The organism is Pseudomonas sp. O230 (assembly GCF_045447035.1).
Classification (GTDB): domain Bacteria; phylum Pseudomonadota; class Gammaproteobacteria; order Pseudomonadales; family Pseudomonadaceae; genus Aquipseudomonas.
The window spans coordinates 336874-349538 of the sequence record NZ_JBJGXN010000007.1 but is presented as its reverse complement, the minus strand read 5'-3'; the positions used below and the strand labels follow the sequence as shown (position 1 = coordinate 349538).

Genomic DNA, 12665 nt, shown 5'->3' with positions numbered 1-12665 from the left:
GAGGCCGATCATGGATCGCCGACATTGATCCCGTCTAATCTAACTTGGCATTCGATTGATACCTGGATTAGATCAATGTTCGAACTGACCCAACTGCGCTGCTTCACCACGGTGGCCACCGAACTGAACTTCCGGCGTGCCGCCGAACGATTGAACATGACCCAGCCGCCGCTCAGCCGACAGATTCAACTGCTCGAGCATCACCTGGGCGTCGAGCTGTTTACCCGCACCACCCGCAGCGTCGCCCTGACCGCTGCCGGCCGCGCCTTTTTCATCGAAGCGCAGAACCTGCTTGAGCGCGCGCAGCAAGCCGCCGCCACCGCCCGGCGTTTTGCCGAGGGCGATATCGGCACGGTCAACATCAGTTTTGTCGGCAGTGCGGTGTATGAATTTCTGCCCAAGGTCATCGCCGAAGCACGGCTCAAGCAACCGCACGTGAAAATCGACCTGTCGGAGATGAATACCTACCAACAGCACGAAGCCCTGCGCGCCCGCCGTATCGATCTGGGCATCGTCCGCGCGCCGTTGCTGGAACCGGGTTACGCCACCGAGTGCCTGGTGCGCGAGCCGTTTGTCCTCGCTGTACCCAGCCATCATCGATTGGCCAGCGCCGACACCGTGTCGGTCAAAGACCTCGATGCGCAACCGTTTCTGATGTACTCCCACGCGGCCTATCCGCCGTTCAACGAACTGCTGACCGGCATGCTGCGCTCGGCCCGCGTCGCTCCGGAATACGTGCAATGGCTCGGCTCGTCGTTGACCATTCTGGCGCTGGTCAACGCCGGCATGGGCCTGGCGCTGGTGCCACGGTGCGCCAGCAGCGTGGTGTTCAAGAACGTGGTGTTTCGCGATATCGATCTGGGGGAAGGTGTGCAGAGCGAGTTGCATTTGATCTGGCGCGAGAACAATGACAACCCGGCGTTTGCGATGTTGCTGGAGGGGATTCGCACGGCGGTGCGGGAGGGTTGGGGGGTGTAGATGGCGGGCGAGATGTGTGGATGTTGCTTATCGGCAAAACAGCATCGTACGGTACGTCCGTCGGACGCCCGGCGGCGCTGATAAATATGCCCTCCTGCGCCGTGAACCTTGTTTCAGCTCCCCAGTCTTACAGCGGCGCCAATTACGCCCCTAACCGTTGTCATCTCTTCAGAGCTGTCCCTCCATGCGCCAAACCGCCCACGCCTTGCGCTTGACTTCGCTGTGCCTGTTTACCCTGCTTGCTTTTACCGCAAGCCCCGCCCATGCAGGCGCGGAACGGCAACTGGTAGAAGCCATCAACGACTACCGTGCACACCCACAGCGCTGCAAGCGACGTCCTGCCCAACGTTTGTCACCGCTGACGCTGAAATCCAATCTGGCTTTGCCGATCGGCTACGGCGGCGGCTTACGGGACCGGTTGAAAGCTTCCGGTTATCAGGCAGTGACCGTGCGTACCCTGCGCGTGGTCGGCGCGCAAGATGCCGAAGAGGCCTTCGACCTGCTGCAAAGCGACTACTGCATGGCATTGCTGGATAGCCAATACGCCGATATCGGCGTCAGCCGCAGTCGCAGCGAATGGCAAGTGGTGCTGGCGCGGCCGGTACTGGACAGCCAAATGGACGACACCCGAGCCGTCAACCGGGCCTTGCTCGCCCAGGTCAACGCCGCGCGGGCAAAACCGCGCCTCTGCGGGCGCCAGCGCTTCGCCGCCGCCCGACCACTTGCCTGGAATGCCAGCCTCGGGGCAGCAGCGCAGGGCCACAGCAAGGCCATGGCCTACGGAAATTACTTCGCACACCGTGATCCCGACGGTGATACGCCCGCCGACCGTGCGAGAGCTGCCGGATTCCGTGGTCGCCAAATTGGCGAAAACATCGCCGCAGGCCAAGGCTCACCGAGCAAGGCAATGGCAGGCTGGCTCGCCAGCCCCGGACACTGCGCCAACCTGATGAGCCCGCTGTTCACCCAAGTGGGAGCCGCCTACGCGACGGACTCGCGCAGTGACGAAGGGGTTTACTGGACGATGTTATTTGGAGCGCCTTGAGGCCGGTAACGCAGCGAATATCATGAGGCGTCACGCAGGCCGGCGCACCACCCTCACCTTCCCGCTGCCACCACCGCCGCAGAAAAACTGATCGCCGCCATCGGATTCAAGTCCCGATACGCCGACTCCGGTCGGCATCTTGACGCTGTGCAGCACCTCCCCGGTTTTGGAATCAACGTGGCGTAGCTCGCTTTCATCCCCTTCCCACGTCCCATGCCAAAGCTGCCCTTCAACCCAGGTCACCCCGGTGACGAAACGGTTGGATTCGATCGTGCGCAAAATCGCGCCGGTCTCGGGGTCGATCTGGTGAATTTTCCGATCACGATAACGGCCGACCCACAGCGTACCTTCAGCCCACGTCAGCCCGGAGTCATTGCCCTCACCGGGAGCCGGAATGGTGTTGAGCACCTGGCCGGTCTGCGGGTCGATTTTCTGGATGCGGTCGGCGGCGATCTGGAACAGGTGCTTGCCGTCAAAAGCCGTGCCCGCGTCGGCGGTGACCTCGATTGCACGCAAGGTCTTGCCGCTGGCCGGGTCGATGGCGATGAGCTGTTCGCCACTGGCAAACCAGACGCGCTCACCGTCCCAAGTCACGCCATGCACGCTGTCGACGCCGGTAAAAGGGCCGTATTCACGGAGAATTTCTGCGCTTGAGTGTTTCATCTCGATTGCCTCTTCAGGGGTTCGTGGCGTTCATCCTAGTCACTCGGCAGAGGCGCCGGGAGTAACAAGGTCGTCGCGAAACCCGGCACCGGCGGGGTCATCCAGCGCCGCGCCCGGCCGATCCCGAATGGCTGCACTTTGCCGGCCGCCGCCAGCGCATCGAGTGTGCGCTGCACCGTGCGCTGACTGGTGCCGAGGGCCAACGCCAGCGCTGAACTTGACCAGGATTCGCCATCGGCGAGCAAGGCAAACAGCGCCGCATATCGTTGTTCGACCGGTTGCGTCAGCACCACCACGTCGGATGAAACCAGCGCCACCAGCGCAAACCCGTGTTGGGTGGAGATGACACCCGCCAAGGGTTTCAGCGCTGCGCGCAAGCGCCCGACTTCAACACGCAAGCGCGCTCGATGGGACTCGTCTGAAAGCTTCAGGCGAAACGCCTGGCGGATCAGTGTTTCCCGCGATACGTCCCCCGGCCAGGCTTCGGCCAACGCCCGGGCGAGGATGAACAACACCGGGCGCCGAGCGAGGGAAACCGACATGCCGGCGCCGCGCACGGCATAACGGCAAGCGTCCACCACCAACGCGGTCGACCCGAGCACGGCTTCAACTTCATCCAGCAGCAACGGTCGCTCTTCGCCATGGACGATCAGGCGCGCTGCCGGGGAATTCAGGACAAGAGAGGCGTTTTCGACCTCGGCACTGAGCGCCGGGATGCCCGCCTCGCGCGCGGCATGCTCGGCCCTCGCCAGGGCATGCCGGGCCGTTTGCGATTGCAGGCGGCGGATAGCAATCCCCGCCACCACCAGTTCATGGGCGGCGCGCAGCACCGGCGGCAACGGGGCGGGATCCAGCGCGGCCAACAGGACGTCAGCCTCATCAAGCCGACCGATCAGCAACAGTCGCCGAATCTGCAGATACCGCGCGTGAGCGGCGTTCACTCGATCCCCGTGCGCCTCAAGCGTCACCCGCGCGGCTTCGAGTGTCTTCACCGGCCAGCCCAGGTCGCGCGAAGCCAGCGCAATCTCGGCTTCGGCCACTGTGCACCGCGCCCGCGCCAACGCCTCTTTCGGCCCGAATGCGCGCGCGGCGCTGTTCACCAGTGCTTTCGCCCGAGCCAGATCGCCGAGCTGCGCCATGGCGATGCCGCGCAACGCGAGCGCGGGCGCATCGTCACGCAACGCTACCCGGTCCAGCGCACCGAGCGGGTCACCCGCCGCCAGTGCCCGCGCTGCGGCGGTGATCAACGAGTCCATCGGAGTAGCGCCACGGTTGTCGCTCCTGCCGTTCGATAACCCTGGTTAGTCTAGTCACACGACAGGATGTGCACGGGGGTGGATTTTTTGCGTTTGTAAGGGGATGTCCGAGGGTCAGGCGTGGGTCAGCAACCGCATGTTCAACAGTGCGACCCGACGACCATCCGGCGAGAGCCGCTCCTCAATACCGAACGGCATAAATCCGAGCTGCGGATACAGCAGCAGCCCTGCGGTATTTTCGTTGAAACACGAAAGCTGCACTTCACTGGCCCGGTGACGATCGATCGCCAGCCCGACCATCGTCTCGACCAGAAATTTCGCCACGCCCTTTCCCCGGGCAGTGGGTGCCACGATCACGTTTCCGATGGCACAGACGCCCTCTCGCTCAAACCTGTAAAAGTTCGCAAAACCAATGACCGCGCCATGTTCCTCAACCACCGTCGAGTCCGAACGTTGGGCAATCGATGCAAGTAACTGGTCCTCCGTCAGCGGGTACTGCGCCTTGGGAAACATGAAAAACAGTTCTTTCGGGGTTTGCGGGAAGTTGCAGATCGCCAGAACATCTTCAGCGCGTACGGGGCGGTGGGTAATTGGCATGATTTGGCTCCATCCAAATGTCGGTGTCACACATTACTGATTGCAGGCTGCGGATTAAAGTGGCTGCATGCGGACAGTTGGCTGACCATGAAACGCAAAAAACCTCGCCCTCTCAGAGAGGACGAGGCCTTTCGGTGACCGCCGATCAACCGGCGTTCAGCAGCACCTCGTCGTGCAGCTGCGTTTGCCGTAGCGTGCTTCCTGACGTTCACGAAAAAACGCCGAATAGCTCATGACCGGTTCGTCCGGATGATTTCGCTTCATCTGCGCGACGTAGTTGTCGTAATCCGGAACGCCCACCATCAGGCGCGTGCTCTGGCTGAGGAACCTGGCGGCAAGCTGCAGTTTGCGGAATATGGCAAAAGCCTCTTTGTGGTGTTGGACGGTCCCATGAAACCGCACTCATGTATCTGCATTGTGTCCGCAGCCGGGGAATTTGTATGTTCAAGTGGCGGCTCGAAACCGGCAAACCGTCCCCCCGATCACAGCACCAGCCTGCGGTAATCCGCCGACACGCTGCTCAGATAAGCGTTGAAGCGCCCCGCCGCCGCGCCATCGATCACGCGATGATTCCAGCTCAGGCTCAACGGCACAGTGTTGCGCGTCACAACCTGCCCTCCCGCGCCTTTTCAGCCAGTGCGACATTGCCCGGGCAATCACCAGCACGCCTTTCTGATTGACGTCCTTGATAACGGGGACGACCACCCCTTCGGGCGTATCGGCGGCGAAACGGATGTTCGTCAACCCGCACGGAGCGCCCAACGGGGTGAATGCAGCCCTGCTGGCAAACAATTTATAGTTGATATTATTTGGCCGCTACCTCGAAGCGCACTCTAATGATGCAACTTGAATGACTGCCAGGTCACAGCTTTGCGCGGCATCACTCGGACACGGCGATCTGGTTGCGGCCACGTGCCTTGGCTCGATACAGGGCTTTGTCGGCGTTATTCATCAAACTGTGCAAATCAAGGTCGGCGGCGTCCATCGACGCGACACCGAGGCTGGCCGTTATGCAGTGCACCGGCCCGGTCATCAATCCGGCAATGGAATGAATGAGTTGCTCGGCAATGTTCAGGGTTTCTTCAATCGAGGTGTCCGGGAGCAGAATGGCGAACTCCTCTCCCCCCAGCCTGCCGTAGACATCCGTTTCGCGAAACGACGAGCTGATGACCAGGCCCATCTGACTCAAGACCTGATCCCCGACCTGATGACCATAGGTGTCATTGATGTGTTTGAAGTGATCCATATCCAGCATCACCGCACACAGCGGCAACTGATTGTTTTTGCAGTAACTGTGCAACTGCTGGGCGTGCTCGAAAAAAGCCCGGCGATTCCTCAGGCCGGTGAGTTCATCGGTCTGTGCGGCAAGGTTGGAAATGCGGTGCGCCTGCTCCATTTCACGGGTCAATCGAAAGGCGGTTTCCATTGCATCGGAGAGCTTGCGGGTAGCGCTGGCCACAAAGGAGGCAAACACCAGCACAGACAGCGCCATGCCGACTTGTATCGCTGACGACTGGAACAACAGCCATATCGTGCACGGCAACAACACCAGGCCAATGGACACCAACGTCATGTATGGGTAGGCCGAGTAGCAGGACACCGCACTGACTGACATCCCGACAGTAAAAAGCACGACCAGTGTCTGGGACAAAATATCGTCTGCGGGCATCAGTGCCAGTGCACCTGCGCCCCAGATACCGGCAGATAACACCAGCGTGCTCCAGTATTTCCACTCCCAGTGCTGAGGGGTGCGCGTACCTTTGTCGCTGCGGAAATAGGCGATAAACATCAACACGCGCAATGTAGTCGACGCCGCCAGGATGCCCATCCACCAAAAAATAACGCGGTGATCGAAGCGCTCCCAACACAACAGGCACAGCATGATCGCCGCCAGGACACTGCCCGGAATCGCCGTCACCGACTGATGGAACAGCTGATGCAGGCGATCAGTGCGCACCTGCGCTGCTATCAATGCATCCGGGGCATACCGGGGTCCTAGTCCGTCCATTTGATCCGCCTGATCATGATGCTGCGACAAAGAAGCATTGTGGCACCCGGCCAGTAGCGCAAACAACCAAGGCCTTGAAATGTTTCGGGCGTCGAATTGAAAGAGTCCGTCTATCACGCCCCAACACTCGCCCTATTAGCTGACTTCCCGGCTCGGGTCTAACCTTAGTCTGCGCTGGCATCATAGGCCGGCCGATTTAGTGCTGAGAAGGAGACAGGAATGAGTCCGAAGCTTGACTAGGCCACCAGTGGACCACCTTGCAGGCAACCCGATTGCCGCTGTGCCTTGCCCGTGTGGTCGCGACAATCAGTTGATCAAACTGCTGGCCCTGCAGCCTATGTCATTCATTTCGCTCGTCGCTATTTAACGCCCGTCCCGGGCCCGATAGCCGGATGAACACGACCAAAGGTAGCTCGCACATGGCAAACGAATCGAAATGCCCGTTCAATCACGCTGCAGGCGGTGGCACGACGAACCGCGACTGGTGGCCTGACCAACTGAATCTGAAGATCCTGCACCAGCACTCGTCCCTGTCAGACCCCATGGACGAGGGCTTCAACTACGCCGAAGCGTTCAAAAAGCTCGACTTTGCCGCGGTCAAGCGCGACCTGACCGCGCTGATGACCGATTCGCAAGACTGGTGGCCGGCGGACTTCGGTCACTATGGGCCGCTGTTCATCCGCATGGCCTGGCACGCCGCAGGCACCTACCGCACCGGTGATGGTCGTGGCGGCGCCGGTTCCGGCCAGCAACGCTTCGCCCCGCTCAACAGTTGGCCGGACAACGTCAGCCTCGACAAGGCACGCCGGTTGCTGTGGCCGATCAAGCAAAAGTATGGCAACAACATTTCCTGGGCCGACCTGATCGTCCTCACCGGCAACGTCGCGCTGGAGTCGATGGGCTTCAAGACCTTTGGTTTTTCAGGTGGTCGCGCGGATGTCTGGGAACCCGATGAAGACGTTTACTGGGGCTCGGAAAGCAAATGGCTGGGCGGCGATTCTCGCTACGGTATAGACAACGCGCCCGTGCAAGCACCCGGCGATGTTCCACTCGTTGCCGAACCTGGTAGAAATGAGGACAGCCGTACTGAAGAGGGGCGCAATCTGGAAAACCCTCTGGCTGCCGTGCAGATGGGCCTGATCTATGTGAACCCGGAAGGTCCGGAGGGCAATCCCGATCCCGTCGCTTCGGCCCTGGATATTCGCGAAACCTTCGGCCGCATGGCGATGAACGACGAAGAAACCGTGGCGCTGATCGCCGGCGGCCACGCCTTCGGCAAAACCCACGGCGCCGGCCCTGCCGACAACGTCGGTGCCGAGCCGGAAGCCGCCGGTCTAGAAGCCCAGGGTTTTGGCTGGAAAAACAGCTTCGGCACCGGCAAAGGCCCGGACACGATCACCAGCGGACTGGAAGTAACCTGGACCACCACACCCACCCGGTGGAGCAACAACTACCTGGAAAACCTGTTCGGTTTCGAGTGGGAGTTGAGCAAAAGCCCGGCCGGTGCGAACCAGTGGGTGGCGAAAAACGGCGCCGGTGCCGGCACCATTCCGGATGCGCACGACCCGTCCAAGCGCCGTAACCCGACCATGCTCACCTCGGACCTGGCGCTGCGCTTCGACCCAATCTATGAACCGATTTCCCGGCGTTTCCTGGCCAATCCCGATCAATTGGCCGACGCCTTCGCCCGCGCCTGGTTCAAACTGATTCACCGCGACATGGGCCCGCTCTCACGCTACCTCGGCCCGGAAATGCCCGGCGAAGAACTGTTGTGGCAAGACCCGATTCCGCAAGTCGACCATGCCGTGGTCAACGACAGCGACGTCGCCGCACTCAAGAGCAAAATCCTCGCCTCTGGCCTGAGCGTCTCGCAGTTGGTATCAACCGCCTGGGCGGCGGCGTCGACCTTCCGTGGCTCCGACAAACGTGGCGGTGCCAACGGTGGACGCCTGCGACTGGCGCCACAGAAATTCTGGCAAGCCAATCAACCAGAACAACTGGCGAACGTGCTGACGAAACTGGAAAACCTTCAGAGTGAGTTCAACAACAGCGGCAAGAAAATCTCGCTGGCGGACCTGATCGTGCTGGCCGGCAGCGTCGGTGTCGAACAAGCCGCAAAAAATGCCGGGCACAGTGTGACGGTGCCGTTCACACCGGGACGGGCCGACGCCTCGCAGGAGCAAACAGACGTCGAGTCTTTCGGCTTCCTCGAACCCATCGCCGATGGTTTCCGCAACTACCTGAAAACCCGCTACCGCGTGTCGGCCGAACACCTGTTGATCGACAAGGCGCAACAACTGACCCTCAGCGCACCGGAAATGACCGTGCTCGTGGGCGGTTTGCGGGTGTTGAACAGCAACGTCGGCCAGACTCGACACGGCGTGTTCACCCAGCAGCCGGAGGCGTTGACCAACGACTTTTTCAAAAACCTGCTGGACATGGGAGTGGAATGGAAGCCGGTGTCGGACGCCAATCAGGAGTTCGAAGGCCGCGATCGCAAAACCGGCGAAGTGAAATGGACCGGGACACGTGTCGATCTGGTGTTTGGCTCGAATGCGCAGTTGCGTGCGCTGGCTGAGCTGTATGCCAGCAGTGATGCGAAGGAGAAGTTTGTGAAGGACTTCGTAGCCGCCTGGACGAAGGTGATGAACCTGGATCGTTTCGATCTGTAGGAGCCGGCTTGCTGGCGATTCAGACGACGCGGTGAGCCTGATGACGCCATCGCTGAAACAACAACGCCTCCCGCTGTGGAGGCGTTGTGCTTTTTGCGCATTGAGGACAGGAACTAGGTTGGCGAGATCGTGGCCAAGGCACCGATCAAAATGGTTAACAGCAGAAATCCACCCAGAAAAATGGCCATCTTGGGCATGGGGCCTCCTACATGATGAGTGTGCGGATCAGTGGCTACCGCGACTGCGGACCGTGCGGTCATTGTGGGGCGCAAGCCGGGTACATTACAGATGCAGATAGCGCAGAAAAATACGGATCAGAGCAAATTCTGTCGGATCGCCGCAGCGCAGCGATTGCGGTGGGTCAATCAACTTGTTTATCGCCTGAACGGGCGCTATCGCCGGCAAGCCGGCTCCTACAGGAATCCGTGTCTACCTGACACAACACCGAACCGGTAGGAGCCGGCTTGCCGGCGATAGCGTCCGTTCAGGTACACCGCGTCGCCACAGGATGGTAAAACTCATGGCCAGGTTTTCTGTTTGAAGCGCTCGAAAAGGACCACATCGGTGAAGTCACCCGCCACGCCTGATTCACGCACCCCTGCCGAGTCTGCTCTGAGCCTGCAAACCCGGATGATTGCGCTGGTGGTGGCGGTGACCTTTTTCATGGAAAACCTCGACGCGACAGTCATCGCGACCGCGCTGCCGACCATGGCCAGCGCATTCGGCATTACCCCGGTCGACATGAACGTCGGCATCACCGCCTACATTCTGGCGGTGGCGATCTTCATCCCATTGTCCAGCTGGATCGCCGACCGTTTTGGGGCGCGAAGGGTGTTTGCCGGCGCAATCATCGTCTTCACCCTCGCCTCACTCCTGTGCGGGCTCAGCCAGAACATCGAGATGTTCGTTTTCGCCCGCGTGCTCCAGGGCATCGGTGGCGCGCTGATGGTGCCGGTGGGACGTCTGGCCGTGCTGCGCAACACCGACAAAAAAGACCTGGTGAACATGATTGCGGTGATTACCTGGCCCGGCCTGGTAGCGCCTATTCTCGGGCCATTGGTGGGCGGTCTGATCGTCACCCACGCGTCATGGCCGTGGATCTTTTACGTCAACCTGCCGCTTGGGGCATTGGCGCTGTTCGCCGCGCTGTGGCTGGTGCCCGAAGGACGTGAAGAACAGATCCGCCCCTTCGACGGCAAAGGCTTCGCCCTGTTGGCGGGCGCCTGCGCCTCGCTGCTGGGCGGTCTGGAGTGGCTGGGCAGCCAACACGGCAACGCGATGTTGTCAGGATTCGCGCTAGTGATTGCCGGCGTAATCCTCGGCGTGTGGGCCGTGCACCACTGCCGACATCACGCCCACCCGCTATTGCCCCTCGGCACCGTGTCCATCAACACCTTCCGGGTCAGCCTCTTCGGCGGATCACTCTTTCGCCTGGCCATCAGCGCCTTGCCGTTTTTGCTGCCGCTGTTGTTCCAGGTCGCCTTCGGCTTATCACCCGTCGATGCCGGCCTGCTGGTGCTCGCGGTGTTTGCCGGCAACCTGGCGATGAAGCCGTTTACCACGGCAATCATGCAACGTTATGGCTTTCGCCGAGTCCTGCTGATCAACGGCGTCATTGGCGTTATCTCAATTGTCGCCTGCGCGTTTTTCACCGCACAGACACCCTTCGCCGTGATGGCCGCCGTGCTGTTTGTCGGTGGCTTGTCGCGATCCATGCAATTCACCTGCTACAACTCCATCGGCTTCGCCGACGTACCCAAGGCGCGCATGAGCGAGGCTTCGGCGTTGTTCAGCCTGTTTTTTCAACTGGCCATGGGGTTGGGAGTGACGGTTGCGGCGCTGTTGTTGCGGGCGTCGATGTCGGTGCAAAGCCATGAGCTGCAGGCGCAGGTTGCAGACTTTCGAGTGGCCTTTGTGGGCGTGGCAGTGTTGGGATTGTTGGCGTTGGTTGATGTGATCAGGTTGCCCAAGAATGCGGGGGACAGTGTGTTGAAGCGGTCTTGAGTCTGCTTCAAAGCGGCGGAACAGAGACGGCTCATTCGAGCCGCCTCTGTGCTTGATCAGCCGCGTTTGGGCAATGTCCAGTTGGGTCGGATGAAGTGGCAGGTATAACCGTCGGGAAGTCGTTCCAGGTAATCCTGATGCTCCGGTTCCGCCTCCCAGAATGGCCCGGCCGGGGTGATTTCGGTCACCACCTTGCCGGGCCAAAGGCCGGAAGCTTCGACGTCGGCGACGGTGTCTTCGGCAACCCGTTTCTGCTCATCGCTGAGGTAGAACAGCGCAGATCGGTAGCTGGCGCCGACATCGTTGCCCTGGCGATTCTGAGTCGTCGGGTCATGAATCTGGAAAAAGAACTCGAGAATCTGGCGATAGCTGATTTTTTGCGGATCGAACACGATCTCGATCGCTTCCGCGTGATTGCCGTGGTTGCGATAAGTCGCGTTCGGCACATCGCCGCCCGAGTAACCCACTCGCGTGGACAGCACGCCGGGGTAACGTCGCAGCAAATCCTGCATACCCCAGAAGCAGCCACCGGCCAGGATGGCGGTTTCGGTTTGCGTGGTCATGAACAGTCATTCTCCTCAATGAAAGTGGCGCGTTATTGATTGCCGATCGGACTGTTGAACTGGTCGGAGTAACTGCCGTCCATCAGCGAGGATGCCACTCGATCCGAACCAATGCCATTACGGGAGTACGCGAGACGCGCCGCGCCGATATGATCCGTGCCGTCCGCTGCGACTGCGCCAGCACCGACGTGATCTGCGCCATCCGCTGCGACTGCACCAGCGCCGACATGATCTGCACCGTCAGCTGCGACTGCACCAGCGCCGACGTGATCTGCACCGTCAGCCGCGACTGCACCCGCGCCGACATGATCTGCACCATCCGCTGCGACTGCGCCCGCGCCGACATGATCTGCGCCATCCGCTGCGACCGCGCCAGCGCCGACATGATCTGCGCCATCCGCTGCGACTGCGCCCGCTCCGACATGATCTGCACCGTCAGCTGCGACTGCGCCGGCACCTACATGGTCGGCACCGTCAGCTGCGACCGCGCCGGCACCTACATGATCTGCGCCATCCGCTGCGACCGCGCCGGCACCTACATGATCTGCACCATCCGCTGCGACCGCGCCCGCGCCGACATGATCTGCGCCATCCGCTGCGACCGAGCCTGCCCCTACATGATCCGCGCCATCCGACGCCAAGGCTCGTGCCTGTGCAGCCGAGGCACCGGGCGTTACCACCGCTGCCGCAAGTGCTAATAAAACGCCTGAAAAAAGTCTGTATTTCATGATGTTCTCCACGACCCACTAGCTACAAAGCCAAGAACACGGCCAGTCATTCAATGCTGGAGACGCGACGCGTGGACTCAGCGCTGGTTACGTTGGCGGTTGGCACGGGTGCTCCGTACAGCGCACGGGTGTCGACGGGTTGTATGACAGA

12 protein-coding genes are annotated in these 12665 nt (G+C 60.9%); 5 read left to right on the top strand and 7 right to left on the bottom strand.

Annotated elements, in window-relative coordinates:
• The first annotated feature begins 75 nt into the window (after positions 1-75).
• Together ACI77H_RS17535 and ACI77H_RS17530 are read left to right on the top strand one after the other, a co-directional pair.
• Positions 76-978, top strand: coding sequence for a LysR substrate-binding domain-containing protein (locus ACI77H_RS17535; RefSeq protein ID WP_407012996.1), 903 nt, complete (start codon positions 76-78; stop codon positions 976-978).
• A 184-nt stretch (positions 979-1162) separates the two neighbouring features.
• Positions 1163-2023 carry a CAP domain-containing protein gene (locus ACI77H_RS17530; protein WP_407012995.1) on the top strand — a complete coding sequence of 287 codons (861 nt, stop codon included), beginning with the start codon at positions 1163-1165 and terminating at the stop codon, positions 2021-2023.
• Positions 2024-2053: 30 nt separating this feature from the next.
• Here the strand turns inward: ACI77H_RS17530 and ACI77H_RS17525 are convergent, their stop codons facing one another.
• The 6 genes from ACI77H_RS17525 to ACI77H_RS17500 all read right to left on the bottom strand — a co-directional run bounded on the left by ACI77H_RS17525 (position 2054) and on the right by ACI77H_RS17500 (position 6547).
• Positions 2054-2686: a PQQ-binding-like beta-propeller repeat protein gene (locus tag ACI77H_RS17525; protein WP_407012994.1), complete on the bottom strand. Its 633-nt coding sequence runs from the start codon at positions 2684-2686 to the stop codon at positions 2054-2056.
• 35 nt (positions 2687-2721) lie between these two features.
• Positions 2722-3942: a helix-turn-helix domain-containing protein gene (locus ACI77H_RS17520; RefSeq protein ID WP_407012993.1), complete on the bottom strand. Its 1221-nt coding sequence runs from the start codon at positions 3940-3942 to the stop codon at positions 2722-2724.
• Between the two features lie 114 nt (positions 3943-4056).
• The gene (locus ACI77H_RS17515) at positions 4057-4539 is read right to left on the bottom strand and encodes an N-acetyltransferase family protein (protein WP_407012992.1); all 483 of its coding nucleotides are present in this window, start codon (positions 4537-4539) and stop codon (positions 4057-4059) included.
• A gap of 156 nt (positions 4540-4695) precedes the next feature.
• Positions 4696-4896 carry a YbdD/YjiX family protein gene (locus ACI77H_RS17510; protein ID WP_150637154.1) on the bottom strand — a complete coding sequence of 67 codons (201 nt, stop codon included), beginning with the start codon at positions 4894-4896 and terminating at the stop codon, positions 4696-4698.
• Between the two features lie 125 nt (positions 4897-5021).
• A complete protein-coding gene (locus ACI77H_RS17505; protein WP_407012991.1) occupies positions 5022-5147 on the bottom strand; it encodes a 2-oxo acid dehydrogenase subunit E2 in 126 nt (41 codons plus the stop codon).
• Between the two features lie 272 nt (positions 5148-5419).
• Positions 5420-6547 (bottom strand): diguanylate cyclase, encoded by a 1128-nt coding sequence (locus tag ACI77H_RS17500; protein WP_407012990.1) that lies wholly within the window; start codon positions 6545-6547, stop codon positions 5420-5422.
• A gap of 419 nt (positions 6548-6966) precedes the next feature.
• Between ACI77H_RS17500 and katG the strand changes: the two genes are divergently transcribed.
• A complete protein-coding gene (gene katG, locus ACI77H_RS17495; RefSeq protein ID WP_407012989.1) occupies positions 6967-9219 on the top strand; it encodes a catalase/peroxidase HPI in 2253 nt (750 codons plus the stop codon).
• A gap of 630 nt (positions 9220-9849) precedes the next feature.
• On the top strand, positions 9850-11223 hold the full coding sequence (locus tag ACI77H_RS17490) for a DHA2 family efflux MFS transporter permease subunit (RefSeq protein WP_407013084.1): 1374 nt from the start codon (positions 9850-9852) through the stop codon (positions 11221-11223).
• Positions 11224-11279: 56 nt separating this feature from the next.
• Here ACI77H_RS17490 and msrA read toward each other — a convergent pair whose 3' ends face one another.
• Complete coding sequence (gene msrA / locus ACI77H_RS17485) at positions 11280-11786, bottom strand: peptide-methionine (S)-S-oxide reductase MsrA (RefSeq protein WP_407012988.1); 507 nt, start codon at positions 11784-11786, stop codon at positions 11280-11282.
• Between the two features lie 149 nt (positions 11787-11935).
• On the opposite strand from msrA, the gene ACI77H_RS17480 reads away from it, so the two are divergent.
• Positions 11936-12484: a hypothetical protein gene (locus ACI77H_RS17480; protein WP_407012987.1), complete on the top strand. Its 549-nt coding sequence runs from the start codon at positions 11936-11938 to the stop codon at positions 12482-12484.
• The last annotated feature ends 181 nt before the right edge of the window (positions 12485-12665 follow it).